This is a genomic window from Micromonospora sp. NPDC048894 (genome assembly GCF_040649765.1).
In the GTDB taxonomy this organism is placed as follows: domain Bacteria; phylum Actinomycetota; class Actinomycetes; order Mycobacteriales; family Micromonosporaceae; genus Micromonospora; species Micromonospora antibiotica.
This window is the reverse complement of record NZ_JBEZFY010000004.1, coordinates 326,299-353,130: the sequence shown is the minus strand read 5'-3', so window position 1 is coordinate 353,130 and position 26,832 is coordinate 326,299. Positions and strand designations below refer to the sequence as shown.

Genomic DNA, 26,832 nt, shown 5'->3' with positions numbered 1-26,832 from the left:
GGGCAGCGGAACCAGCGGCTGGCAGCCGCGGCGATGAGCCAGCCGGCGCGGTGAGCGCATCGAGTGTCTTCCGGTGTTCCGTCCTTGGCGGGTGCGGTCAGCGGGATCGGTCGGGCGCGACACGTCGGGATCGCCGTCGACTACATACCTGAAGCAGTGCAGGCTGAGTGGCAGGAGCCCCATCATGACCAGGCGCAGACCCATCCTTGGTTCCCTAGCGGCGGCGGCGGCCCTCGTCGTGACCGTCGGCGCGACGGCACTCGCCGGTGGCCTCACCACCACGGCCGCCGCCGCCGACGTCTCGGCGGCGGCGGCGACCGCCGGGTGCGGCAAGGCCCCCACCCTGACCAGCGGCCAACGGTCGATCCAGAGCAGCGGCCAGAACCGCAGCTTCATCCTCCGGATCCCCGACAACTACGACCGCAACCACCAGTACCGGTTGATCTTCGGCTTCCACTGGAACGGCGGCACCGCCAACGACGTCGACGGGGGCGGGTCGGACGGGGCCGCCTGGTCCTACTACGGGCTGCGCCAGCAGGCGAACAACAGCACCATCTTCGTGGCCCCCCAGGGCAACGGCAACGGCTGGGCCAACCCCGGCGGCCAGGACGTCACCTTCGTCGACGACATGGTCCGGCTGATCGAGAACGACCTGTGCGTCGACACGACGCAGTTGTTCGCGCTGGGCTTCAGCTACGGCGGCGGGATGAGCTACTCGCTGGCCTGCTCCCGGGCGAACGTCTTCCGGGCCGTCGCGGTCTACTCCGGCGGGCAGCTCAGCGGGTGCAGCGGCGGCGGCCAGCCGATCGCCTACATGGGCATCCACGGCATCGGGGACCCGGTGCTCAACGTCTCGGCCGGCCGGTCCCTGCGGGACACCTTCGTGCGCAACAACGGGTGTACGGCGCAGAGCCCGCCCGAGCCGCGCGCCGGGAGCCTGACCCACATCACCACCACCTACTCGGGCTGCCGCTCCGGCTACCCGGTGGTGTGGGCGGCGTTCGACGGCGGGCACACCCCCGGCCCGGTCGACGGTGGCGGCGACAGCGGTGCCCGGACCTGGACCAAGGGTGAGGTGTGGCGGTTCTTCACCCAGTTCGACAGCACCACCCCGACGCCGACCCCGACGGTGACGCCGACCGGCAACCCGACCACCCCGCCGCCGTCCGGCACGGGCGCGGTGCGCAACTCGTCCTCCGGGCGCTGCCTGGACGTCAACGGTGGTACGCAGACCAACGGCGCGGCGGCGATCATCTGGGACTGCCACGGGCAGGCCAACCAGAGCTGGACCTCGACGGCCGCCCAGGAGCTGCGGGTCTTCGGCGGCAAGTGCCTGGACGTCAACGGCGCGGCCACCGCCAACGGCAGCTCGGTGATCATCTGGGACTGCAACGGCCAGGCCAACCAGCGCTGGCGGTTCAACGCCGACGGCACGATCACCGCCGTCGGCTCGGGCCGCTGCCTGGACGTGGTCGGCAACGGTACGGCCAACGGCACGCGTACCCAGATCTGGGACTGCAACGGCGCCGCCGGCCAGCGGTGGAGCCGGAGCTGAGCCCGGCGGACGTCGACGGAGGGCGGCGGTAGACCGAGCGTAACCCCGGTGGGATCTCGCATTGATCGCATTCAATGCATAGGGTCACTGCTGTACGCGGTGGGCCGATGGAGGCCCGCCGGGGCGACGCTGCCCTCATCGTGCACGAATCGACGTTTTTCTGGGGAGAACAGAGCATGGAGCAACGACAGAACAGTCGTCTGTGGGCCCGATGGCGGCGAGCGGCCCGCAGCACGGTCACCGCGGCGGCGGTGTCCCTCGGGGTGGCCGCGCTCGCGGTGGGATTCTCGGCGGGTGCCGCCGTCGCGGGCGTCGGGGGGGTCGCGACGAACGCGGCGTTCGCCGCCGCGCCGGTCGCCCAGGTCACTGCGGGTGACCTGCACACCTGTGCGATCCGTACCGACGGGACGCTCTGGTGCTGGGGTGACAACTACGGTGGCAAGCTCGGTGACGGGACCACCACCAACCGGACCGGCCCGGTGCAGGTCGGCACCGCCACCACCTGGTCGCGGGTCGACGCGGGCACCAGCCACAACTGCGCGATCCGCACCGACGGCACGCTGTGGTGCTGGGGCGGCAACTACAGCGGGCAGCTCGGTGACGGGACCACCACGAGCCGGAGCACCCCGGTGCAGGTCGGCACCGCCACCACCTGGGCCGGCGTCAGCGCCGGTGCCAACCACACCTGTGCCGTCCAGACCACCGGCACCCTGTGGTGCTGGGGCCTGAACCGCAACGCGCAGCTGGGCGTCGGCACCTCCCCGTCGCGGGCCACCAGCCCGGTGCAGGTGGGTACGGGGACCACCTGGGCCAGCGTCACCACCGGCTACGCGCACAGCTGTGCCGTGCAGACCGGCGGCACGCTGTGGTGCTGGGGTGACAGCACGGACGGGCAGCTCGGTGTCGGCATCCTGGGTTACCGGGCGACCCCGGCGCAGGTGGGCACCGCGAGCACGTGGACCGGCGTGACGGCCGGCCACGCGCACACCTGCGCGGTGCAGTCCGGTGGCACGCTGTGGTGCTGGGGCGAGAACGGGTACGGCCAGGTGGGTGGCGGCACCGGTGTCCAGACCAGTCCGATCCAGGTCGGCACCGCCACCACCTGGACCGGGGTCGTGGCGAGCGTCGACTCGTCGTGCGCGCTGCGTACCGACGGTGGCCTGTGGTGCTGGGGCAACAACGGGTTCGGGCAGTTGGGTGACGGCACCACCACCCACCGGTCCGCCCCGGTCCGGGTCGGCACCGCGACCACCTGGACGCAGAACCTGGGCGTCAGCTACCACAGCTGCGGCGTCCGCACCGACGGTGGCCTGTGGTGCTGGGGCAACAACATGTCCGGGCAGTTGGGTGACGGCACCACCACCCACCGGTCGACCCCGGCGCAGCTGGTCCTGTAGGACCGGCTGAACCGGAAGCGCCGATGCCGCGCCGCCGACCCGTACCGCCGTCGATCCGGTGGCGTCCGGGTCGGCGGCGTGTCCCGTTTTCCCACCCGTCACAGCAGAGTCCATACATCTGATCTATTCGGGATTCCCAGGTGGGTGCGGTGCGGGTGAGTATGGACTATTTCCCTCCGAACAGGACGTTGACCGGTAAGCGCTGCGGTGCCTAACATACGACGTCTTTATCATTGATGTTCGCCGATTTCCGTGCTGCGCGGGGTGCGACAGTTCGACGTGTGCCGTACCGCTTCGAGGTCGGAGACCGGCTGGGGAGGCGAGTCACATGTTCAGTGCACGCAGCCGTCGACACGACGGCGAGCCACGCCGCAGACCGGGGCGCAGCGCGTGGCGTCCGCGTCGGTTGACCGCATCGGTGCTGGGAGTGGTGGTGACGGCGGCGGCGGTGCTGACCGGCTTCGCCGCACCCGCACAGGCGGCGACCGCCATCACGATCAACGGCGGGTCCGGCGGGCGGGCGCTGGACGGCATCGGCGCGGTCAGCGGCGGCGGTGGCAACAGCCGGCTGCTGGTCGACTACCCCGAGCCGCAGCGCAGCGACATCCTGGACTACCTGTTCAAGCCGGGCTACGGCGCGGCGATGCAGCTGATGAAGGTGGAGATCGGCGGCGACACCAACTCCACCTCCGGCGCCGAGCCCAGCCACGAGCACACCCGGGGCAGCATCAACTGCAACCGGGGCTACGAGTGGTGGCTGATGGAGCAGGCTCGTACCCGTAACCCCAACATCGCCCTGGTCGGCCTGGCCTGGGGTGCGCCGGGCTGGATCGGCAACGGCAACTTCTGGTCCACCGACTCCATCGACTACCTGGTGGCCTGGCTGGACTGCGCGGGCACCCACGGGCTGACCATCAACTACCTGGGCGGGTGGAACGAGAAGGGCTACAACACCACCTGGTACAAGAACCTGCGCTCCACCCTCAACGCCCGTGGCTACAGCAGCGTCAAGATCGTCGCCTCGGACGACTTCGGCTGGGGCGCGGCCGACGACTCGCTGCGCGACCCGGCCTTCGGCAACGCCGTGCAGGTCTTCGGCAGCCACTACGTCTGCGGCTACCGCAGCGCCCAGACCAACTGCCCCAGCTCCAACAACGCCGTGTCCACCGGCAAGTCCCTGTGGGCCAGCGAGAACGGCTCCGACGACTACAACGCGGGTGCGCAGGCGCTCGCCCGCGGCATCAACCGGGGCTACCTCGACGGCAAGATGACCGGCTACATCAACTGGCCGGTCATCGCCGCCATCACCCCGAACATCCCGTGGGCGACGACGGGCGTGGCGGTGGCCCAGCAGCCCTGGTCCGGCGCCTACTCGATCGGCAAGAACGCCTGGGTGATGGCGCAGACCACCCAGTTCACCGCACCGGGCTGGCGCTACCTCGACGCGTCGAGCGGGTACATCGGCGGCAACCGCAACAACGGCAGCTACGTCTCGCTGAAGTCCACCAACAACAGCGACTACAGCACCATCGTCGAGACGATGGACGCCGGTGGCGCGCAGACCCTCGACTTCACCGTCGCCGGCGGCCTGTCCACCGGCACGGTACGGGTCTGGTCGACGAACGTGCGCTCCAACAACACCGCCGACCACTTCGTGCGGGGCAGCGACATCACCCCGAACGGCGGGCGCTTCTCGCTCACCGTCCAGCCCGGCTACGTCTACAGCATCACCACCACCAACGGGCAGGGCAAGGGCACCGCGACCAGCCCGGCGCAGGGCAACCTGAAGCTGCCGTACGCCGACACCTTCGACTCGTACGCCACCGGCCGCGAGGCGCGGTACCTGATGGACCAGCAGGGCTCGTTCGAGGTCGTCGGGTGTGCCGCCGGCCGCACCGGGCAGTGCGTGCGCCAGATGTCCGAGCAGGCCCCGATCTACTGGACCTCCGGGCAGGCCGAGCCGTACACCCTGCTGGGCGACCTGACCTGGCGCAACTACACGGTCTCCTCCGACGTGCTGCTGGAGAAGTCCGGCTACGCGCAGCTCATCGGGCGCGGCAACACCTACAACCACCAGGGCCCGCAGAACATGAACGGGTACTACTTCCGGGTCACCGACGGCGGGGCCTGGTCGATCCGCAGCAACAACACCAGCGGCAACTGGCGCACCCTGGCCAGCGGAAACACCTCGGCGCTGGGCACCGGGCGGTGGCACAACCTGTCGTTCACGCTCAACGGCAGCACCCTGACCGCCGCCATCGACGGCACCACCGTCGGCACGGCCACCGACTCCACCTGGGTCGCCGGCCAGATCGGGTACGGCACCGGCCAGGGCGTCACCGCCCAGTTCGACAACCTCTCGGTGACCGCCGTCGGCAGCCCCGGAACCCCGACGGGTGAGATCCGGGGCGCGGGTTCGAACCGGTGCCTGGACGTCAACGGGGCCAGCCAGACCGACGGCGCGGTGGTGCAGATCTGGGACTGCAACGGCGGCGCCAACCAGCGCTGGTCGCTCAGCTCCACCAACCAGCTCACCATCTACGGCAACAAGTGCCTCGACGTGCCGAGCGCCGCATCCGGGACCCGGGCCCGGATCTGGAGCTGCACCGGTGGCACCAACCAGCAGTGGCGGCTCAACGCCGACGGCACCATCGTCGGGGTCGCCTCGGGGCTGTGCCTGGACATCAACGGCGGGGCCACCGCCAACGGCTCCGCCGTCCAGCTCTGGACCTGCAACGGCGGCACCAACCAGCAGTGGATACGCGGCTGACCAGCCACACCCGACGCACCAGGCGGGCGGCCCCGGTGGCACCGGGACCGCCCGCCGTCGCGTGCGCTCAGGAACTGGTCGGGGTCAGGCCGTTCGACAGCTGACCGTGGGCCAGGTCCAGTTGCCGTTCGCCATGATGGTGATGCCGAAGTTGTTGCCGTTGCCGTTCGGCCTGGCGGTGACGGTGCCGGTGGTGCCGCTGACCGAGGCGTTCCAACTGTTCTGGATGCTCTGGCCGCCGTTCAGCCCGAGGCTGACCACCCAGTTGCTGGTGCCGCTGACCGCGACGTTGAGGTTGAACCGGTCACCCCACTGCTCGGCGGCCGAGAGCACCGCGGTGCAGTTGCCGCCGGCGGGCGGGGTGGTCGGGTTGCCGGTCGGCCCGCTGGTGGGGGTGGGGTTGCTGCCGCCACCCTCGCGGACGGTGATGTCGGAGCTGCCCTGGCTCTGGTAACCCTCGGTCGCCATGATCTGGTAGCTGTGGTTGGTGCCGAGGTTCAGGCCGGCGCGGGCCCAGGCGTCGAAGTGGTTGGCGGTGGTGATGGTGCCGCTGCTGCGCTTCTGCTGCCGGACGCTCCAGTACTGGTAGAACGTCTGGTTGCCGTCGATCGACGGGGCGTTGACCCGCAGGCTGCGCAGGATGTCGTAGGTGCCGCCGTCGGTGGTCACCGTGCCCATCCGGGTGGCGCCGCTGCTCGGGTTGTAGCTGCCGAAGTTCTCCACCACGTAGTACTCGATGAGCGGGTTGCGGGTCCAGCCGTACAGGGCCAGGTAGGTGTTGTTGTTGCCCGGGTTGTAGCTGCCCGAGTAGCTGACCGTCCGCCGGGTGCCGGTGGCCCAGCCCTTTCCGCCGACCCAGTTGTTGGTGCTGCGGTCCCAACTGCTGCTGTAGCGGCCGTCGGCGCGCAGCGTCATGCTGGCGTTGCCGCTGTCCTTCCAGAACGAGAAGAAGTAGCCGTTGTGCGTGCCGGTGAGGTTGGAGGTGAGGGTCCGGTCGTTCTCCGCGTACGCGTTGGGCGAGGCGATGAACGTGCCGGTGACGGCGAGCGCCGCGGCGCACGCGGCGCTGAGCAGCAGCCGCAGGCGACCGCTCCTTCGCGGTCGGGTCGAGGTGTCGCTCATGTACGTGTTCCTCCTCGTGACAGCTGGCGGACGCCAGCGACGCGGTACGACCCGGTGGACTGTCCGTGGCCAGGTACGGCAGCCGGCCATGCGGTGGGTGTCACCACGCGGTGGTGGGCCGGTCGTCCAGCAGAACCGGGGGGGACGGGTCGCGGTGGGTGGTGTCGACAGCATCGAGTGCCGTCGATGGCGACGGTAGGGTGTCGATGCTCCACCTGTCAACAAGTTTCGGAAATCTTCCCGAAACATCGTTCCGGGCGGCGGCCGGACGCGGGGCGGATTTCGACGGGTTGACGTCGGCTGTCACCGAGATGGGCCCGCGGAGGGCAGGTATTAATTCGACCTCAACGGGGCCACCTCCCCTGTATACCCGAAACTTTCGGGAACCACCAGCCGGGGCGAACGCGAGACCGCCCGCCCACCCGGCCCGGGGTCGCGGGCGGGTGGACGGGCGGTCGGTGACGCGGCCGGCGCCGGGCGGTCAGATCACCATCGACGGCAGGGGCCAGCGGCGCAGCCGGTGCGGCAGCCACACCAGCAGCTCGCCGATCTTCGTGACCAGGCCCTCCCCGCCGAAGTCCCGGGCGATGGAGAGGTCGACCCCGGTGACGGCGGCACCGTCCAGCAACTGGTCGAGCACCGTCAGGTAGGCCGGATCGTCGATGGTCAGCAGGTTCAACCGACCGGAGCGGCGGTCCCGCACCTGGACGAACCCCGGGCCCCGACGGTAGGTGCACTTGTCGAAGTAGAAACCCTTTACCCAGGCGTCGAGCTGTGCGACCGGGTCGCCCTCGCCCCCCGGCGCGGGGAGCAGCTCGACCGGCGCCCGCAGGTGGCTGTACGGGAGCCACTCGTCGGCCTCGACGCCGGGCAGCCGCAGCCGCCAGTCCACGGCGATACCGTGGCTGGTCAGCTCCCGGACCAGCACCAGCCGGCGGACCGTGTCGACGGCCGTCGCGTCGTCCCCGGTGACCGTCAGGTCCACCGCGTCGGGAAGGTCGACCCGACGGACCCCCGCAGAACGCCAGCGGGCGACCGCGTCGGCGGCCGGCTCACGCAGCTCGGCCGGACCGATGGTCATGCCGGGGATGGACAGGACGGCCGGGTCGTGGTCCCGGGCGAGACCGACCAGGATGGGCCGCAGACCGGCGTCGGTGGTGGACACGTTCCCTCCCCTCAGACCGCGCTGAGCGCGGCCGGCTCGCCCGCCTCGGCGGCGGCCCTGGTCTCGGCGGCTTCGCGTTCCAGGTGCAGGTGGTCGATGCGCAGGAGATCCTGGTTCATGGCCTGCGGGGCGATCTGGATGAACTGCCCGGCGTCCTCGTAGACCAGGCCGAGACCGCGCCAGCGCCACAGCAACGCCGTAAGGACCGGCTCGTCGACCGACAGCCGCCGGGCCAGCGCGCTGACGCTGTGCGGCTGGTCGAGCTGCCGGAACACGGCCACCTCCACCGGGTCGGTCAGCCGCAGGACGTGCCAGTCGAAGTGCCTGCGTCGGCTGACCAGCACGATCTCGTCGCCGAGGTCGTGGTGGGTGAGCCGGCTGCGGGCGTACTCGTGCTGCCACTGCGTGACCGCCCGGTCGAGCCGGTCGGCCGTCTCGCCGCCGATGCCCTGCGGGGGTACGTCGAACAGGTACGCCAGGTCCATCAGCTCCGACTCGGGCAGGTCGTAGATCAGCCGGTACTGCGCCGCCGGCCGCAGGTCGGTGAAGCCGAGTTCGGGGCGGACGAAGAAGGGGCTGAACCGCTCGATGGCGATGCGGGTGCTCCCGTCGGCCGGGCACAGGTGGTGCAGCGCCGGCATCTGCGCGATCACCGGCAGGTAGTCGTCTTCGGTCTCGCCGGGGAACCCGTACAGGTAGTTCCAGGCGATGGTGATCCCGCTGGTCTCGGCGTCACGCAGCATCCGGATGTTGAGGCAGCCGCTGACCCCCTTGTCCATCAGCTTGAGCACCCGGCTGTTGAGGCTCTCGATGCCGGGCTGCACGCTGACCAGACCGGCGTCGGCCAGCGCCTGCACCTGCGGGCCCTTCATGTTCGACTTGATCTCGTACTGCAACCGCAGGTCGTAGTCGGATTCGGTGAGCCGGGGCAGCAGCGAGGTCACGTAACTCATGTCGAGGATGTTGTCCACGACGAACATGTCCAGGACCTGGTGCCGCTCGACCAGCTCGATGATCTCGTCGTAGAACCTGCCCGGGTGCTTGCTGCGGAACTGCATGAACGATCCGTTGAGGCCGCAGAACGTGCAGTGGTGCTTCTCGCCCCACCAGCAGCCCCGGGCGCCCTCGACGACCAGCCGGGGCTCGACCCAGTGCTGCGCCCGGGACGCGGCCAACCGCTCGAAGTAGCCCGCGTAGTCCGGGGCGACGATCTCGGCCGGGGGCAGGGGTGTGGTGCTCATCGGATTCGCCACGGACAGGCCGTCCGGGCCGCCCCAGCACAGCCCTTCGATGTCGGCGAGCCCGCCCGCCGGCTCCGCCCCGCCGGCCGCCGACCGGGCCGGGTCGAGCGCGGCGAGCAGCCGGGGGAACGCGGTCTCGCCCTCACCCCGGACCACGAAGTCGACGAACGAGAAGTTGCGGTGGATCGCGGCACCCTGCTCACCGTCGCAGTTCGCGCCGCCCATGACCGTACGGATGCCGGGTGACCGCTTCTTGATCGCCCGGGCGGTGGCGAGGGCGGCGGCGTTCTGCTGGAACGTGGAGGTGAAGCCGACCACGTCCGGTGCCTGGGCGACGATCCGGTCGGCCAGTTCCGCGACGAACTCCGGGGCCAGCCGGTGCAGCTCCAGGTTGAGCGCGAGTTCCCGCTCGGTCATCTGGGTCCGGACCCGGTCGGTGAACTCCTGCACCCGCCATTGGGGATCGTCGTACAGGGCCGAGGAGAAGACCCAGTCACCACAGCCCGCGAAATAGGTGAACAGCGAATAGTAGTAGTAGTCGCTCAATCCGAACTCGGTCCGGTCGACCACCCAGTCGACGAAGTCGAGATTCGCGTGGACGGCCTCCACTTCGGCGTCCGGCATTTTCTGCCGGACGCTGTTGGTGAGGATTCCAATCGCCAACGAAGGGACGTCGATGGAAGTCCATGGCATATTGACCAGCATGACCCGCACGTAACCTCTCCTCTCTCGTGAGCTGTTCGGACCGGATGACGGATACGGGGTGGGGCCACCTGCCCGGGCGGGTGGCCCCACCCCGTACGGCCGCTAGAAGCTGACCTTGACCGTGACCGTGACCGTGACGTTCGAGGCCCGGAGCTGGTCGCGGTTGCCGTTGATCGGGTCGTTCTCGACAACGTTCTTGCGCATGTCGTTCACCTCCTTTCCGTTATCGAGGGGATCGGGTCACGTGCCGGGGTCAGCCCGCCGGTCGCGCCATCGCGAGCGCCACCGGTGTGCCTTCGTCCCGCACGCCGTCGAAGTGCCGCTGCATGAACAGCAGCACGGTCTGCATCAGAGCCAGGTGGCTCTGCGCGTCGAAGTCCTCGTGACCGGCCCGCCGCCGGACCACCTGGTGGGGAATGCGGCGCTCGGCCAACAGCCGCGCGTAGCGCTCCACCGGTGCCGGCGGGCAGCGCACGTCACCCGTGGAGACGGCCAGCAGCACCGGGGCCCGGACCTGGTCGACGTAGGTGATCGGGGAGGACCGGGCGTACCGCTGCGGCACCTCGTCGGGGGTGCCGCCGAACAGCAGCACGTCCAGCGCCCGTACCGCCGGAGTGGCCGCCTCGAAGGCGGCGACGTAGTCGGCGACGGGGCTGATCGCGATCCCGAGCCGCCACAGCTCCGGTTGCCGGCCGAGCGCGAGCAGGGTCAGGTAGCCGCCCCACGACGTTCCCCACAGGGCGGTGCGCCGGTCCTCGACGACACCCTCGGCGACCAGGTGGGCCCGGACCGCGGCGAGATCCGCCAACTGGGTGAGGCCGACCCCGGCGGAGAAGTCGTTGCGCCAGGCCGCGCCGTACCCGCTGGAGCCCCGGTAGTTGACCCGGACCACCGCGCAGCCGGTGCTGACCAGGATCTCGACCAGCGGGTCGTAGGCGTCGCGGGCGTGCTGGAAGGGCCCGCCGTGGACCAGGAAGACGGCCGGTCTCGGTCCCTCCCGGTCGGCCGGCAGGGCGACCAGCGCGGGGATCGGCCCACCGGGGCCCGGCACCCGGATCTCCTCGCGGCGGTGCTCCACCGGCGTCGCGACGGGGTCCGGCCCGCCCACGTCGGGCTGACCGCCGGGGTGCTCCGGCAGCTGCACCCCACGCACGGAACGCAGCTGGGGTGGGGTCACCGAGTCGGTCCACACGTAGGCGACGTCCCCGTCGGGCCACACCGCGGCGTCCAGGATGCTGCCGGTGGGGGTGTCGACGACCGACCGGGTCCGCCCGGCGAGGTCCACCTCGTGCAGCAGGCTGCGGGCGTGCCGGTCCTGCCGGACGAGCAGCCGCCGCCCGTCCGGGAACCAGCCGGCGGTGACCTCGGTGTCGAAGCGGCACCAGTCGTGCCGGACCAGACCTTCCTCCTCGGTCCAGGTCGCCGGGAGGTAGCCGCCCTCGTCCTCGATCACCAGCAGCAGCCGGGCCGGGCCGGAGCCGGGGGCGAAACCGAGGGCCCACACCCGCCCGTCGGCGCAACCGGCGATGCCGGCCACCCGGACGCCGTCGGTGGTGACCACCGTGACCGCCGCGTCGGTGGCGGCATCGGCGCCGATCACGGCGAGCCGCCCGGCCGGATCGAGATCGACCAGGTAGGCGTAGCCGGTGACGTGGGTCCGTTCGCTCACCCGGCCGTCGCCGGTGCGCAGGAACAGGGTCATCCCGCCGTCGTCGGACAGGCCGATCGCGGTGGTGCCGTCGGTGGCCATGGCGATGCCGGCGTGGCGGGCCGGCGGCACCGACGGCAGCGCCGCGACGGACCGGTCGGGCTGGTCGAAGTCGCACGTCCGCCAGGTGCCGACGCCGCCGAGATCGTCGTCGAACCACCAGATGGTGGACCCGGTCGGGTCGAGCGCCGCCCGGATCGTGCCGGCCGCCCGGTCGGTCACCTGCCGGGCGGTGCCGGCGAGCCGGTCCCAGGCGAGGATCTCGCAGCGCCCCCCGGCGTCACCGACGTAGACCGCCCGGTGCGGTGCGTGCTCGGCGACGACCGGCAGCGCCGGATAGAACAGCCGGTGACCACGACTCATCGACGGGCCTCCTCGGGGTCGGGGGCGGCCCCGGCACCGACGGCCGGGCCGGGGTCGGTGTCGTCGGTCGGGCCGGGGTCGGTGCCGGCCGTCGCACCGGCGCCGGCGCGGAGCTGGCGCAGGCTGACGGTGGTGTACGTGGCCAGCAGCGCCAGCGCGGCGGCGAAGACCAGGGCGACGGTGCCCGGGCTGTACCAGGCCACCAGCACCCCGGCGAGCAGCGGCGCGGGCGTCTGGAGCGCCTCGCCGACGGTGCCCATCACGGTCGCCACCCGACCCTGGAGCTCGTCGGGCGTCAACGCGATCACCCGGGACTGGAAGATGACCCCGAGCAGCGGGCTGAGCAGGAAGACCAACCCGAACAACAGCCCGTAGCTCCAGGTCTGCCGGGCCTGGGACATCGCGACGACGAGGCCGACCATGGCCCACGAGGCGAACACGATGACGGTCGTCGGCCGTACCCGGCTGAAGATCATCGGAGCGGCCAGTGCGCCGCTCAGGCCACCGACGCTGGCGATGGTGAGGATCAGGCCGATCGACGCCGCGGGGGCACCCTGCCGACCGGCGGTCAGGATGGCGTAGTAGACGAGGGCGCCGAAGGTGAAGTTGATGCCGGCCGCCCAGATCGTGACGAACCGCAGGAACGGCTGCCGCCACACGAAGCGCAGCCCGACGCGCAGGTCGGTGCGGAACGAGGTGCGCTCGGCGCGTTCGGGTGTCAGGTCGGTCCGGATGGTGGCGACGAGAGCTGCCGCGAGCAGGTAGGACAGCGTGTCCGCCAGGAACGGCAGCCAGCGGGCAAGCTGGTAGAGCACCCCGCCCAACAACGGGCCGGTGAGCCGGGCGGCGTGGTTGCGGGCCTCCAACCGCGACAGTGCCTTCTGGTCGTCGTCCGGCAGCAGGCGGCGGATGGCACCGGAGCCGGCCGCCTCGTAGCCGCTCTGCGCGATCCCCTCGACGAACGCGGCGGCGGCCAGCAGGCCGAGGGTCGCCACGTCGGCCACCAGTACGACGAAGATCGTCGACATCGCGGCGGCGGCGACCAGCAGCGAGCTGACCATCATGCGTTTACGCGGCAGCCGGTCGGCCAGCACCCCCGCCACCGGAGCGGCGACGAGCCGCCCGGCGAGGGCGAGGGCGCCGACCAGTCCGGCCGCCGCCGGTGAGCCGGTCACGGCCAGGGTGACCAGTGGAAGAACGATCCCGGACGCCTGCGACCCGAGTTGGTCGATTGCGCCGGCGATCCAGTAGAGGCGGAAATCGCGGCCCCGGTGGGGGCTATTTGCGGGTTTTGTTTCCTGGCTGGGGGCAGCCGTCATTGCCCTGGCCGCATTGTGCTCATGATTTTCCCAAATATCGGTGCGAGGTCTGTTCGGTACGAGTTCGCGCGATCCGGGGCTGAATTCCTTTACCCCAATGTGGAGTGGGGTGCGTATGAGGCTAACAATGCCGTGTGCCGAACGCAAGGATTCAAATACGTCTAGTTGTTCGGTGGTTATTGGGTTGTGGGGATGATGAGAGACTTGTACGTCTCTGTTCGGATAATCCGCGCTACGCGCCGAACCTCCGAACAGTGCCCGGAGTCGATCGTTTCATTGACGACAATCTCCGCTGAATTCGTGATTTTCGACGGCGTCGCCGCAGTGGCGTCGACCGCCCGCGGTCCGGCCCCCGACGCCCGGACGCCTGACGCGCCACCGCGCCCGCCTGCCGGGTGGACGACGAGCGGCCGGGCCGGTGGACGACGAGCGGCCGGGCCGGTGGACGACGAACGGCGGGCCCGGTGGACGACGAACGGCCGGGCCGGTGGACGACGAACGGCGGGCCCGGTGGACGACGAACGGCCGGGCCGGCGTGCTGGACGCACGCCGACCCGGCCGCCGGGTCGATCGACGGTTGCGGAGCCTGCCCCGCCGACCGACCCTCCTCCGCCAGCCCTCGTCGACCGAGGAGCAGGTCCGTCAGCCGAGGATCACACCCGAGGCGCCGACGCCCGCCATCCCGGAGATGATGTCCTCGTAGTACATCCGCCAGGCGCACTTGCGGTTGGCGGGAACGTAGCCGGTGCACGGCGTCAGCGTGTTGAGGTCGTCGATGGCGGTGTTGGTGCCGGTGGCCCAGACCTGGAGGGTGTTCGCCCCGTTGACGATCTGCACCGGGCCGCCGCTGTCGCCCTGGCCGACCGCGTTGGTACGGGTGGTGCTCTCCGCCTGCACCTGGCCGCAGACCGTGGCGAAGTCACGCACGTTGATGCACAGGTCCCGGGCCTTGACCTGGATCGAGCAGCGGGTCCCGGAGTACGCCCCGGAGGTGCAGACGAAGTTGCCGACCTGGCTGGCCAGCGCGCCGATCACCTGGTTGTTGAACTCGCTGACCACCGCGCCGTTGGCGTCGGTGCTGTTGTTGAAGACCCGGCCGCCCGCGCTGGCGGTCAACAGCAGGGTGTCGGTGCCGGTGTTGCGGATGCCGACCGCGCCGATGGTCTGACCGGTCGGGTCGGCCGCGACGACGTTGATGTTGGCGCAGTGCGCCGCGGTGAGCACCCGCGCGTTGCCGGTGCGGAACACGCCGAAGCCGGTCGAGCAGCCGCCACCGGTGGCGGTGTTGCGCCACGCGGCACCACCCCACCACGGCGCGGTGTCGTCCCACCGGGTGGCGGGCGCGGCGGAGACCCCGGTCTGCACGGTCACCGGGACGCCGGCCATGCTGGCCGCGCCGAGCAGGCCGCTCTGCGTACCGACGAGGAGGCCGGCGCCGTCGGCGCGCGGCCCGACCGTGGTGATCTTGTTGCCGGCCGAGCGGCGCAGCTTGGCCGCCGCGACGTCCAGCTCCCGTCGGGTGTACGCGGCGGGCAGCACCTCGGTCGGCACGGTGGCCCGGCTGGTCGCCACCAGGCTGGCCGGTGCCTCGCCCTTCCAGAAGACCTGCAGCTTGCGGGCGGTGGGGTCGGCGACCACACCGGCGAAACCGGACTTGGCGTCACGCTGTGCGATCTTCGTGATCCGGGCGGCAGCGGTGTTCATCCGCTGCTGCAACGTGAGCAGCTCCTTCCAGGAGGCGAAGCCCCCGGGCACCGGCGTGCTGTCGACGAACGATCCGGTGGTGGCCGCCTTGCCGCCCGGCGCGGCGGGAGCGGGTGCGGCGGTGGCCGGCGCGGTGGCCACCCCCGCGACGAGCATCGTGACGCCGAATGCGGCGACGGCGACGCGACGCAGCATCCCTGCCGACCGCAGCACGGTCGGGTGTGGACGAGTCATGAAGTGTTCCTTCCCCAGAGTGGTGCGGGCGCCAGCCCGCCCTGGGGACATTGGCAGGTGTCGAGGGTGTCCGGCGGTCCATCCTGGACACCGTCGGACACCCCCGGACAGCGTCGGACGGGAAGCCGCCCGGACCGGTCGCACGCCGATGGTCGGCGGGACACATCCCATCAGGCGAAACCAGCGCGACATGGAACTGTCATACATCGGCGGTGACCTACCGGCATCGGGTGACCGGTTCTACCCTGCCGGTGTCGGCATTCCGGGGCGACGGGATGACGGGGGTGGAGGGCGCATGTCCGACCAACGGGTACCTTCGGGCGCGCGACAGGGGGGCACCGGGACGAACCGTCCCGCAGCGGCGGTGACCCACCTGGACGCGGGGGCGCAGACCGTGCAGGAGCTGGCCGGGCTGCTGCGCCAGCTGCGCCGCCGGGAGGCCCGGCAGCAGGGTGAGACCCCACTGACCTACCGCCAACTGGCGGCGAAGACCGGCTGGTCGAGGGGAGTGATCGGGGAGTACTTCGCCGGCAACATCCTGCCCCCACCGGAGCGCTTCGACACGCTGATCCGGTTGCTCGGGGCCAGCCCCGCCGAGCAGGGGGCGCTGGCCACCGCACGGGACCGAGTCGAGGAACGCCGGCGGAACACCAACCCGGAACACCCACCCGCCGGCCGGGCCGGCCGCGCGACCGTCCGGGCCAGAGCCGGCGGCACCCGGGTCGGCACACCGGCGGCGCGGCTTCCGGTGCCCCGGCAACTGCCCCCGGCGCTGCCCGGTTTCGTCGGGCGGGCCGCGCAGCTCGCCCAGCTCGACGCCGGTTGCGCCGGCCACGGCACGCCCGGCTGCGCCGAGTCGACCACCACGATGACCCTGTCGGGCACGGCCGGGGTCGGCAAGACGACGTTGGCGCTGCACTGGGCCCACCGGGTCGCCGACCGCTTCCCGGACGGCCAGCTCTACGTCGACCTGCGTGGCTTCGACGCCACCGGGGCGGTGGTGACGGCCGCCGAGGCGGTCCGGGGATTCCTGGAAGCCCTCGAGGTGCCGCCCGAGCGCATCCCCACCCACCTGCCCGCGCAGGTGGGCCTCTACCGCAGTCTGCTCGCCGGCCGGCGGATGCTGGTGCTGCTGGACAACGCCCGCGACGTCGAGCAGGTCCGGCCGCTGCTGGCCGGCGGCCCGAGCTGCCTGTTCCTGGTCACCAGTCGCAACCGGCTGGCCGGGCTGATCGCCACCGAGGGGGCCCGGCAGATCGCCGTCGACCTGCTCAGCACCGCCGAGGCCTGGCAACTGCTGGCCCGCCGGCTCGGCGCGGCCCGGTTGACGGGCGAACCGCAGGCGGTGGAGGAAATGATCGAGCGGTGCGTACGGCTGCCGTTGGCGCTGGCCGTGCTCGCCGCGCGCGGGGCGGCGCACCCCACGTTCCCCCTGTCCACCATCGTCGCCGAGCTGCGGGAGGCGCCCCGCCTGCTGGACTCCTTCGACGGCGGGGACACCGGCACCGACGTGCAGTCGGTCTTCTCCTGGTCCTACCGGAACCTGACCCCACCGGCGGCGCGACTGTTCCGGCTGCTCGGCTCGCACCCGGGGCCGGACGTCGGGATCGCCGCGGCGGCCAGCCTGGCCGGACTGCCCCGCAGCCAGGTGTCCCGGCTGCTGGCCGAACTGGCCCACGCCCACCTGGTCACCGAACACGCGCCCGGCCGGTTCACCGCGCACGACCTGCTGCGGGCGTACGCGGGCGAGTTGGCCGAGAGCCTCGACCCCGCCGAGGAGCGGCAGGCCGCGGTCCGGCGAGGACTGGACCACTACCTACACACCGCGCACACGGCGGCGCTGCTGCTGCAACCCGGTCGGGACCCGGTGGTGCTGGCGACCGCCCTGCCCGGGGTGACGCCCGAGGAGTTGACCGACCACGCTGCGGCCCTGGCCTGGTTCACCACCGAGTACCCGGTGCTGTTGGCGGCGGTCTCGCACGCGAGGCGTACCGGGTTCGACGGCCATGCCTGGCAACTGGCCTGGACCCTGGTGGATTTCCTCCAGCGCCGGGGGAACTGGCTGGACCTGGCCGCCGCCCAGCAGGCCGCCCTGGCCGGGGCGCAACGGGTGGGGGACCGGGCGGGGCAGGCGAACGCCCACCGTGACCTGGCCCGGGTGCTCTGCCGGTTGGGTCGGCTGGACGAGGCGGTCGCGCACTACCGGGAGGCGCTGATCCTGTTCGCCGCGTTGGGCGACCACACCGGGCAGGCGCGCACCCACCGGGCGTTCGGCGCGATGTTCGACGGGCTCGGCCGGTACGCCGAGGCGTTGGAGCACGGGCAGCGGGCGCTGGCGCTCTACCGGGCCGCCGGGCACCTGGCCGGGGAGGCCAGCGCCCGCAACGGGGTCGGCTGGGCGCACGCCCAACTCGGCCAGTACGGGCCGGCGCTGGAGCACTGCTCCCAGGCGTTGGCCCTGCTGCGCCCGACCGGCGACCGGCACGGCGAGGCGAACACCTGGGACAGCCTGGGCTTCATCCACGACCGGCTGGGCCAGCACCGGCGGGCGATCCGTTGCTACGGCCTGGCGCTGGCGCTCTACCGGCGCATCGGTGACCGGTACGACGAGGCCGACACCCTGACCCGGCTCGGTGCGACCCGGCAGGCGGCGGGGGACGTACCCGGTGCCCTGCGGACCTGGCGGCGGGCGCTGGACATCTTCGACGACCTCGGCCACCCGGACGCCGCCCGGGTCCGTGACCTGCTGACCCGGGTCACCGTCGGGACAGGTGCGGGCGGGACTCCTGGCCCGGGCGTGGAGGGGAGTGGTTGATCGGTGCTGTGCCCGACAGGCCGGCCGGGGTCAGGCTCACGAAACTCCTGATCCCCACCCCGGTGGGGCGGCCTGCCCGGCGCGACGCCCGACGGGGTGCGGGCGGCCTGATGCCCCGACGGCAGGTCGTACGGGTGTCAGAACAGGGTGAGCGGTCCGGTCGGGATCGGCTCGGGCAGCGCCGCCAGCGCGGGCACCCGGGCCCGTACCTCGTCGTGGAACCGGCGGGCGAGCAGGGGTGCGTCGGCATTGTCCGGGGTGTGCACGAACATGGTCGGTGACCGGCCCTCCCGCAACCAGCCGGCGGCGATCTCGACCCAGCGCTGCCAGCCCTGCACCGTCTCCGACTCGGCGTCGCGGCCGAGGTACCTGATGATCGGCCGGTCGGTCAGCGCCGCCGTCCGCAACGGCAGGCGGGGTTTCTTCGTCCACGCCTCCCGCTCCGCGTCACTGGTCGGCGGAGTACGGAAGAACGCGGTGGTGTCGAAGGGGACCCACTCGGCCGAGGCGTCGGCGAGCACCCCTTCCAGCAGTCGCGTCGCGCCGGGCTCCCGGAAGAAGGCGGGGTGCCGGACCTCCACGGCGTACCGGTGTTCGGTAGGCAGCCGACGGAGGAAGTCGGCGAGCACGGGGACGTCCGTCGGTGCGAACGACCCCGGCAGCTGGATCCACAGGGCGTGCGCCCGGCTGCCGAGCGGCGCGATCGCGTCGAAGTGGGCCCGCAGCGGCGCGTCGGCGTCGACGAGCCGGCGTTCGTGGGTGACGGCCTTCGGCAGTTTGAGGACGAACCGGAAGTCGGGCCCGGTCTGCCGGGCCCAGGACTCCACGGTCTCCCGGGTCGGGGTGGCGTAGAACGTGGTGTTCCCCTCGACCGCGTCGCACCAGCCGGCGTAGTGCCGCAGCCGTTCCTGGGCCGCAAGCGGGTGGGCGATCAGCCGCCCCTGCCACGACCGGTGGGTCCACATCGCGCAGCCGACGTGCAACCGCATGATCCCGATCCCCTCCCGCAGCGCCGTCCGATCCGGTCCGTGGGCGCACGGTATCGGAGCGCTGGCGACCCGCGTCGGGCGGACCGGTACCGGAACGGGTGCTGCCGGAAGGTGGACTGCGGGAGTGGTCGGGCACGGGCGTCTCCACCCTGCCGCCTGCTGGAAGTCGGGATGCCCTGCCGGCCGACGGGTGCCCTGCTGGAAGTCGGGTGCCCTGCTGGAAGAGACGGGTGCCCTGCTGGAATACGGGTGCGGCGGCCCACCCGGGTCGGGTGGGCCGCCGCACCGGTGGATCAGGTGATCGAGGCGAGGAGGAAAGTTGCGGAGCAGCTGACCGCGCCGTTGTTGGTGTAGTAGGCGAGGTACTGCCGCTGGACGGTGCCGTCGGAGTTCACCACCTGCTGGTAGTAGCTGCTGGTGACGCCGAACTGGCAGGTGCTGGTGGACACGGCGGGGTTGAGGCCGGGCAGGTAGACCAGCGTCGTCGGGTTGGCGTTGTACCACACCGATCCGCTGCTGGCCGACGGAGCGAGCGTGCCGGTGGACCAGGTGGTCGAGGTCGACGTGTTGCCCAGCAGCGCGGTGCCGGCGCAGGTGATGGAGCCGACGTTCTTGACGGTGAAGTAGAACTTGCGCTCACCGTTGGTCTGCCGGGCGTACCAGGAGCTGGTCACCTCCAACTGGCAGGGGGTCGCGCTGGTGGCGCCGCTGGGCGCCACCCCGGGCAGGAACGCCATGTTGGCCGGGTTGTTGTTCCAGACCGAGGTGACCGAGCCGCCGGGGGAGATGCCGCCGAGAGCCCAGCTGGCCCCGGAGTTCAGCGAGCTGAGCATGACCTGGGTGCCGCAGGCGATCGCGCCGGTGTTGCGGATGGTCCAGTTGAACCGGCGCTCACCACTGTAGAGCTGGGTGTACCAGCTCCGGGTCACCTGGAACTGGCACGGCTGGGTGGTGCTGGCCCCGGTGGGGGAGAGCCCGACCTGGTAGACGGCGCCGGCCGGGTTGTTGTTCCACTGCCAGTTCTGGGTGGCGCCCGCGGCGAGGGTGCCCGAGTACCAGGAGGCGACGAGGGTGGTCTTGGCGGCGCGGTCGGGGGCGGACCGGGCGGCGTCGGGGGCGGCCGACGCGGCGGTCGCGCCGAGGGCGGTGGTGAGGAGCAGCGCTGTGGTGGTGAGGGCGGCGAGGCGTTTCATCGTTCCGAGCATGAGGGGACGGAACCTCCTCCGGTCTACAGAGACCGATATCGATTAGTGGCCCCACTGATGTTGCGGTACGAGACCACCGGATCACCGTGAGTGTCGGGATTTACTCACCGCGAAGTTCATCGTCAACCCATGGTTGACGATGAGGGGGCGTCAACCTATGGTTGACGCATGACGGAACCCACTCAACTCCCGCGCCCTGTCCGCCTCGACGAGCTGATCCAGGCCATCAAGAAGGCCCGTCCCGCAGCCCTCGACCAGCTCAGCGACGCGGTGCTCGTCGCCGACCACCTCGGCGACCTCGCCGACCACCTGATCGGCCACTTCGTCGACCAGGCCCGCCGCTCCGGTGCCTCCTGGACCGAAATCGGCAACAGCATGGGGGTGAGCAAGCAGGCTGCCCAGAAGCGTTCCGCCACGAAGGCCGACGCGGCGGCGGCCCTGGACCCCAACGCGGGTTTCAGCCGGTTCACCCCACGCGCCCGCAACGTGGTGATCGCCTCGCAGGAGGAGGCCCGGGGCGCCGGCAACGCCGAGATCCGACCGGAACACCTGGTGCTCGGCCTGCTCGCCGAACCGGACGGCCTCGCCGCCAAAGCCATGGTCGCCGAGGGGTTGAGCCCGGCGGCCGTCCGGGAGGCGGTCGCGGCGACACTGCCCGCCCCGACCGACCAGGTCCCCGACCTGATCCCGTACGACGGGCAGGGCAAGAAAGCCCTCGAACTCACCTTCCGGGAGGCGTTGCGGCTCGGGCACAACTACATCGGCACCGAGCACGTCCTGCTGGCCCTGTTGGAGCTGGAGGACGGTGCGGGCGTGCTGTCCGGCCTGGGCCTGACCAAGAACGGGGTCGAGGCACGGGTGGCCGCCGCGCTCTCCGGGCGGTAGCGCACCCCCGTCGGCGGCCGGGACGACGCACACCGGCCCGGCGGGACCGGGCGGTCCCACCGACGGCCGGGCGCGGGACCGGGATGCCCGGCCACCGGTGAGTCAGTCGGTGGCCGGGAAGCCGTAACGCAGGGCGTGCTCCGGGTCGGCCGGGTCGATCTGCCGGACCCCGGCGTCGGCGAGGCGCTTGTTGACCTCGTCGAGCTGCTCGCGCACCAGCCGGGCCTCCTCCTCGGTGACCCGGCCCCGGTGCGGCCTCCCGGCGTGGTCGAGGGTGCCGTAGTCGATCTTCTCGGTGCTCTTGCGGGCCTTCGGCGGACGGACCCGCTCCGCCGTCCGCAACAGCTGCGCCATCGGCGTGTCCGTCGCCATCGCGTCGAACTCGCTCGCGGTCAGCACCACCCGGCGCGGCTCCCCGCCCGCGTGCAGGTCGTGGATCTCGACCACCGCCACGTCGAGCGCGGCGTCGTCGATGCCCTCCACCTCGGTCACGGTGGCGTCCAACTGCACGGGCCCGGCCACCAGGTCGGGGTGCTCCAGCACGACGACCCGGACCACCTCGTCGTCGGGACGCAGCACGGTGCCGCTGAAGTCGGAGACGTGGATCGTCTTCTTGCCCATGCGCTGAGCTTCTCCTGTCGCTGGCCGGAATCGACCACAAGACGCTACCCGACAGGTGTGCGAACGCCCCGGCCGGACACCCCGGTAGGGGCGCCGGTCCGCATCTCAGTGGGCGGTGAGACCGCGTCGGGCGGAGGAGCCGGCGGGGAGGGTGTCGAGTTCGCTCCAGGAGAGTCGTCCCTCGACGCCGCGACCGCACCGGATCTCCCGGTACCGCGGTTGGGCGGGGAAGAGGCCGGTGGCCTCCGCCGTACCCCAGAAACACACGCCGTGCTGCTGGTATCGGTCATTCGGCTGCATGGGCATGACCATTACCGTCCCAAAGAAAGGTGTACATGTATGGAAATAGATATGACGCATCGTCGATGGACCGGGTTCCGGTGAGGCAGGTCACGGTCCATTCCTCTGCTACCCGCGCACCGCCATCGGTAACCGGACCGCCGCCGGTGGCGGTGCGGCGTACCGTGGATCATGGGATGGCCACCGGGTGAGAGGGGCGGGCGGTGCTGGAGCGGCGGTTGTACCTGCACCTGGCGACCTGGCTCGGGCAGTGGCCGGCCGGCCCCGGTCTGCACGTGGTCGGCTCCTGGCGGCGCACCCGCCCGGCCTGGGACGGCCGTCTCCGCCCGGCGATCGCCGTCCGGGTCGCCGGCAGCACGGTGCTCTCCGTGCCGCCGCGACGGGTCGAAGCCGTCCGGGCGCTCGCCGCGAGGTCACGCTCCGCGCTGCACGAGGCCCTGCCGGCCATGGTCGGGCAGCCCGGCTGGGTGGTCCACGACGACGTGTTCCGGTGGTGTCTCACCCCGCCGGCACTGCCCGACGTCGGCGGGTGGACCGCTCCCACCGATCCGGCCCTGCCGCCCTGGCTGCACCTGTTCGACTCCGACGTGCTCGTGGTCCGCGACGACGACGGCGGCTACCTGGCCGGTGTCGGGATCAAACGCCACGACGCGTACGGGCATGAACTGGCGGTCGGCACGGTCCCGGCGGCGCGCGGCCGGGGGCTGGCCCGCAGACTCGTCGCGCAGGCCGCCCGGCGGGTGCTCGACGAGGGTGCGGTGCCGACCTACCGCCACGACCCCGCGAACCTCGGTTCCGCCCGGGTCGCCGAGGCGGCCGGTTTCCCCGACCGGGGCTGGTCGTCGTGCGGCGTCTACCCGCCCTGACCGGCGTCCGGGGGCGGTACGGGTGGCGTCCAGCCCGAGATGGGCACCCGGTCGCTCGCCGGCCACGTCGGTCGGATGGCGCGCGGACCGTGGATCCCGGGCCGGATCCACGGTCCGCAAACCGCCCCAGGCCCCGCCGTGACCGGCACCGCCGGCCGACCTACGGCGCTGGTTACGCTATGTGCTTGTCGGTGTGCCGGGCAAGGGGCGCCCGGCGCGTTGACATTGTCCGGTAGTGGACTTGAGCTGCCCAGACAGGTGGCCGGCACCCCGGCGCGCTCCGATGACGCACCGTGCTGTGCAGGCGGCCGGAGATGCTCCGGCGGCTGCCCGCCCAAACGATGTCAGGGGCCACCGGTATGGTCGGCCGTCGCGGCGAGGGTCGGCGCGCGGTCAGCGGTGGCCGGCGAAGCGGAAATGGGCGGGTATGCAGCTGCCGACGCCGGGCGAGGAGTCCGGCCGGGTGGTGCTGGCACCGGTGGGTGACCTGGACATCGCCACCGTTCCCGGGCTGGAACACGCTCTCGACGAGGCGCTCGGCCGGGCCGGCCTGTTGGAGATCGTCGTCGACCTCGCCGGCGTCACCTTCCTCGACTCCACGGCGGTGGCCGCACTGCTGCGCGGGGCGGCCGAGGCGGTCGGCCGGGGAGCCACCCTGCGGCTGGTCGACCCGCAACCGGTGGTGTCCCGGGTGCTACGGATCACCGCGGTCGGGCGGCTGCTCGGCCTCCCCGACGACCACGGCGACCGGCCCCCGGGCATCGCCGACCCGGCCCCCTGGCGTCGCTGACCGACCTCCCCGGGCGCCCACGGCAACTGTCCCTGCCGGGCCCCCGGGTGTCGTCGGCCGGCTGCCGGTGGGGGACCGGCGGGTGAGCGCCGGTCTGTGAAGTGCCGCGAGGCGGACTGCGGGCGCGTGACCTGGCGTCGTCGGTCGGGCCGGGCCCGGCAGGCAGGTCCTGACTCAGTCGGTCAGGCCGAGCACCTCCGCCGCCGCGCGACCGTTGGCATGACTCGCGCCGTAGGTGGTGACGAAGGCCCGCACCCCGCTCGGTCGCCACCGCCCCGGCCAGCCCATCTCGAGCACCGTCAGCGCGTGTGTCGCGGCCAGCGACCCGACGAGGGCCGGCCCGCCGGGCAGCCGGTGCAGGTGCCGGCCGACCAGTACGATCGGCCGCCCGGCGGCGAGACGCCGCAACGCTGCGGGGTCCGCCTCGGCGGCAACCACCCGGACCTGCTCGACCCGGGACAGGTGAGGGCCCAGTCCCCAGGGCACCCGCCCCTCGGCGATGGTGGCGGCGGCGTACACCTGCACCACGAGCGGCCGTTCCCCCCGGGGCAGCTCGCCCTCCACCCGGACGGCCCGGCGGGCAGCCCGGTAACCGATGCCGGGCGGGCCGGACCCGGGCGTGCGGTCAGCGCCGGCCGGGAGGGGGCGGGGTGGGCAGGCGGCCCGGGTCCAGGCGGCGAGCGCGGCGACCCGGCCGGCGGCCTGTTCCACCCGGGCCCGGTCCAGCCGGCCGTCGCCGATCGCTCCGACGATCTCGGCCACGACCCGCTCGACCAGCGCGGCGTCCACCCGTGCGCCCACGCAGAGCAGGTCCGCCCCGGCGGCCAGCGCCCGTACGGCGGCGGGGCCGACCCCACCGGCGGCGAGGGCCGCGCCCTTCATCTCCAACGCGTCGGTGATGACCGTGCCGGTGAAGCCGAGTTCGCCGCGCAGCAGGTCGACCAGGACAGCCCGGCTGAAGGTGGCCGGCCCGTCCCCGGTCAGCGCCGGCACCCGGATGTGCGCCGTCATGACCGCCTGTACGCCCGCGTCGACCGCCGCGGCGAAGGGCGGCAGGTCCCGGGCCCGCAGCAGCGCCGTGTCGGCGTCCACAGTGGGCAACTCGTGGTGCGAATCGGCGACGGTCGCGCCGTGGCCGGGGAAGTGCTTGGCGCAGGCCGCCACCCCGACCGACTGGAGACCCGCCACGGCGGCTGCCGTGTGGGCGGCGACCCGCCCCGGGTCGGCCCCGAACGAACGGGTGCCGATCACCGGGTTCTCGTCGGCGGTGTTCACGTCCACCGTGGGGGCCAGGTCGACGGTGACGCCGACGGCGGCGAGTTCGCCGCCGATGGCCGCATAGATCCGCCGGGTGAGTGCGGTGTCGTCGACCACGCCGAGCGCCGCGTTGCCCGGGTACGGGCTGCCGGTGGCGTGGGCGAGCCGCGTCACGTCGCCACCCTCCTCGTCGATGGCGACCAGCACGTCGGGCCGGGCGGTACGCAGCGCGGCGGTGCTCGCCGCCAGCTGGGCCGGGTCGTGCACGTTGGTGCCGAAGAGGGTGTGTCCGGCCAGTCCCTCGGCGACCAGGTCGACCGCCCAGTCCGGTGGCACCGGCCCCGGGTAGGCGGCCAGCAGTGTGCCCAGCGCCAGCCGGCGCAGCCCCGGATCCCCCACCTGAGTCTCCTTTCCGCCGGTGTGTCCCGTACGGCTGCCCGGATGTCCCGGGTCGCGGCCCTGTGCCGCCGGATGGCACGAGTGTCGGCGCGGCCGGCCGGGTCGTCCGAGTTTCCCGGCGTGGGTCGGCCGATACGCTACGGACATCCCTGACCAGCGCGATTCGTTAGCAGAGTTTACGAAAAACAGAGGACGTGGCATGAGTGCGACCCGGCTGCCCGGCACCCCCCGACTGTTGCGGGCGCTCAACGACCGTGCGGCGCTGGAACTCCTGCTCGAACGCGGCCCGCTCACCCGGGCCCGCCTCGGTGAGCTGACCGGCCTGTCCAAGGTCACCGCCTCGCAGCTGGTCGAGCGGTTGGAGGAGCGGGGGCTGGTCGCCCGGGTCGGCGAGCAGGCCGGTGGGCGGGGGCCGAACGCGCAGCTCTACGCCGTCCGACCGGGCAGCGCGTACGTGGTCGGGGTGGACGTGGGGGCGGAACGGGTGGTGGCCGCCTGCGCGGACATCACCGGTGCGGTGGTCAGTCAGGTCGAACAGTCCACCCGGGACACCGACGACCCGGTCGGCGTGGTGCACACCGCGGTGGTGCAGGCGGCCAGTCGGGCCGGCGCGCACCTGGACAGCGTGCGGCGGGTGGTGCTCGGCACCCCGGGCCTGGTCGACCCGACCAGCGGCGACATCACCTTCGCCTTCAACCTGCCCCGCTGGCACCGGGGGCTGCTCGCCGCGCTGCGGGAGGACCTGCACACCCCGGTCGTCTTCGAGAACGACGTCAACCTGGCCGCCGTGGCGGAGGCGCAGTCCGGGGCGGCGCAGGGGATGACGGATTTCGTGCTGGTCTGGGTGGGTGCCGGCGTCGGCCTGGCGATCATGCTGGGTGGCCGGCTGCACCACGGCAGCAGCGGTGCGGCCGGCGAGATCGGTTACCTGCCGGTGCCGGGGGTGCCGATCCCCCGGGACGTCTCGCGCCGGGCCAAGCCGGCGTTCCAGCAGCTCGCCGGGGCGGACGCGGTCCGGGCGGTGGCCCGTGAGCACGGCGTCGACGCGCCCGACGCGGCCGACGCGGTGCGCACCGCCATCGCCGCCGGCACCGCCGGTGGCCCGCTTCTCGACGAACTCGCCCGCCGGCTCGCCCTCGGCGTGGCCAGCACCTGCGTGGTGCTGGACCCGCCGCTGGTGGTGTTGGCCGGTGAGGTCGGGCAGGCCGGTGGCGCGGCGCTGGCCGAGCGGGTGCAGCACGAGGTGGCCGCGATCACCCTGGTCCGGCCCCGGGTGGTGCCGACCGGGCTGACCGAGGAGCCGATCCTGCGGGGGGCGCTGCGCACCGCGCTGGACGCCGTCCGGGACGAGGTGTTCGGGTCGACCGTCGGTTAGTCGTTCACCCCGCCCATCCGCCATGAAGGAATACTTCACCATTTTCA

At 72.2% G+C, this 26,832-nt stretch carries 19 protein-coding genes; 8 read left to right on the top strand and 11 right to left on the bottom strand.

Going from position 1 to position 26,832, the window contains the following annotated elements; genetic code table 11:
• The first annotated feature begins 184 nt into the window (after positions 1-184).
• The 3 genes from AB0C22_RS11190 to AB0C22_RS11180 all read left to right on the top strand — a co-directional run bounded on the left by AB0C22_RS11190 (position 185) and on the right by AB0C22_RS11180 (position 5,722).
• Entirely contained in the window at positions 185-1,555 is a 1,371-nt protein-coding gene (locus AB0C22_RS11190; protein WP_219467931.1) for a ricin-type beta-trefoil lectin domain protein, read from the top strand.
• Between the two features lie 176 nt (positions 1,556-1,731).
• A complete protein-coding gene (locus tag AB0C22_RS11185) occupies positions 1,732-2,952 on the top strand; it encodes a hypothetical protein (protein WP_357534712.1) in 1,221 nt (406 codons plus the stop codon).
• Positions 2,953-3,280: 328 nt separating this feature from the next.
• On the top strand, positions 3,281-5,722 hold the full coding sequence (locus AB0C22_RS11180; RefSeq protein ID WP_219467934.1) for a ricin-type beta-trefoil lectin domain protein: 2,442 nt from the start codon (positions 3,281-3,283) through the stop codon (positions 5,720-5,722).
• 84 nt (positions 5,723-5,806) lie between these two features.
• Here AB0C22_RS11180 and AB0C22_RS11175 read toward each other — a convergent pair whose 3' ends face one another.
• The 6 genes from AB0C22_RS11175 to AB0C22_RS11150 all read right to left on the bottom strand — a co-directional run bounded on the left by AB0C22_RS11175 (position 5,807) and on the right by AB0C22_RS11150 (position 15,283).
• Positions 5,807-6,844 (bottom strand): glycoside hydrolase family 11 protein, encoded by a 1,038-nt coding sequence (locus tag AB0C22_RS11175; RefSeq protein ID WP_219467937.1) that lies wholly within the window; start codon positions 6,842-6,844, stop codon positions 5,807-5,809.
• A 481-nt stretch (positions 6,845-7,325) separates the two neighbouring features.
• Positions 7,326-8,009 (bottom strand): DUF5825 family protein, encoded by a 684-nt coding sequence (locus tag AB0C22_RS11170; RefSeq protein WP_219467941.1) that lies wholly within the window; start codon positions 8,007-8,009, stop codon positions 7,326-7,328.
• A gap of 11 nt (positions 8,010-8,020) precedes the next feature.
• Positions 8,021-9,955, bottom strand: a complete 1,935-nt coding sequence (locus tag AB0C22_RS11165) for a RiPP maturation radical SAM C-methyltransferase (protein WP_357534880.1) — start codon at positions 9,953-9,955, stop codon at positions 8,021-8,023.
• Between the two features lie 253 nt (positions 9,956-10,208).
• Positions 10,209-12,026 (bottom strand): prolyl oligopeptidase family serine peptidase, encoded by a 1,818-nt coding sequence (locus AB0C22_RS11160; RefSeq protein ID WP_219467947.1) that lies wholly within the window; start codon positions 12,024-12,026, stop codon positions 10,209-10,211.
• Complete coding sequence (locus tag AB0C22_RS11155) at positions 12,023-13,345, bottom strand: MFS transporter (RefSeq protein ID WP_357534708.1); 1,323 nt, start codon at positions 13,343-13,345, stop codon at positions 12,023-12,025. Before AB0C22_RS11155 ends, AB0C22_RS11160 begins: the two co-directional genes overlap by 4 nt.
• Positions 13,346-13,987: 642 nt before the next feature.
• Positions 13,988-15,283, bottom strand: coding sequence for a hypothetical protein (locus AB0C22_RS11150; protein ID WP_357534706.1), 1,296 nt, complete (start codon positions 15,281-15,283; stop codon positions 13,988-13,990).
• Between the two features lie 364 nt (positions 15,284-15,647).
• On the opposite strand from AB0C22_RS11150, the gene AB0C22_RS11145 reads away from it, so the two are divergent.
• Positions 15,648-18,098: a tetratricopeptide repeat protein gene (locus AB0C22_RS11145; RefSeq protein ID WP_357534704.1), complete on the top strand. Its 2,451-nt coding sequence runs from the start codon at positions 15,648-15,650 to the stop codon at positions 18,096-18,098.
• A gap of 137 nt (positions 18,099-18,235) precedes the next feature.
• Here the strand turns inward: AB0C22_RS11145 and AB0C22_RS11140 are convergent, their stop codons facing one another.
• Together AB0C22_RS11140 and AB0C22_RS11135 are read right to left on the bottom strand one after the other, a co-directional pair.
• Positions 18,236-19,063 (bottom strand): DUF72 domain-containing protein, encoded by an 828-nt coding sequence (locus AB0C22_RS11140; RefSeq protein ID WP_357534877.1) that lies wholly within the window; start codon positions 19,061-19,063, stop codon positions 18,236-18,238.
• 317 nt (positions 19,064-19,380) lie between these two features.
• Entirely contained in the window at positions 19,381-20,280 is a 900-nt protein-coding gene (locus tag AB0C22_RS11135; RefSeq protein ID WP_208567342.1) for a hypothetical protein, read from the bottom strand.
• 180 nt (positions 20,281-20,460) lie between these two features.
• Here AB0C22_RS11135 and AB0C22_RS11130 point away from each other — a divergent pair, with 180 nt between their 5' ends.
• A complete protein-coding gene (locus AB0C22_RS11130; protein ID WP_219467962.1) occupies positions 20,461-21,177 on the top strand; it encodes a Clp protease N-terminal domain-containing protein in 717 nt (238 codons plus the stop codon).
• 102 nt (positions 21,178-21,279) lie between these two features.
• Here AB0C22_RS11130 and AB0C22_RS11125 read toward each other — a convergent pair whose 3' ends face one another.
• Positions 21,280-21,798 (bottom strand): hypothetical protein, encoded by a 519-nt coding sequence (locus AB0C22_RS11125; protein WP_208567340.1) that lies wholly within the window; start codon positions 21,796-21,798, stop codon positions 21,280-21,282.
• 105 nt (positions 21,799-21,903) lie between these two features.
• A complete protein-coding gene (locus tag AB0C22_RS11120; protein WP_244252307.1) occupies positions 21,904-22,098 on the bottom strand; it encodes a DNA repair protein in 195 nt (64 codons plus the stop codon).
• A 203-nt stretch (positions 22,099-22,301) separates the two neighbouring features.
• Between AB0C22_RS11120 and AB0C22_RS11115 the strand changes: the two genes are divergently transcribed.
• Positions 22,302-22,964 carry a GNAT family N-acetyltransferase gene (locus tag AB0C22_RS11115; protein WP_208567338.1) on the top strand — a complete coding sequence of 221 codons (663 nt, stop codon included), beginning with the start codon at positions 22,302-22,304 and terminating at the stop codon, positions 22,962-22,964.
• 427 nt (positions 22,965-23,391) lie between these two features.
• Positions 23,392-23,754: an STAS domain-containing protein gene (locus AB0C22_RS11110; protein WP_219467964.1), complete on the top strand. Its 363-nt coding sequence runs from the start codon at positions 23,392-23,394 to the stop codon at positions 23,752-23,754.
• A gap of 174 nt (positions 23,755-23,928) precedes the next feature.
• On the opposite strand, the gene AB0C22_RS11105 is transcribed toward AB0C22_RS11110, so the two are convergent.
• A complete protein-coding gene (locus AB0C22_RS11105) occupies positions 23,929-25,410 on the bottom strand; it encodes a glycoside hydrolase family 3 N-terminal domain-containing protein (protein WP_357534701.1) in 1,482 nt (493 codons plus the stop codon).
• Positions 25,411-25,609: 199 nt separating this feature from the next.
• Here AB0C22_RS11105 and AB0C22_RS11100 point away from each other — a divergent pair, with 199 nt between their 5' ends.
• Positions 25,610-26,785: an ROK family transcriptional regulator gene (locus AB0C22_RS11100; RefSeq protein WP_357534699.1), complete on the top strand. Its 1,176-nt coding sequence runs from the start codon at positions 25,610-25,612 to the stop codon at positions 26,783-26,785.
• Positions 26,786-26,832: the final 47 nt, after the last annotated feature.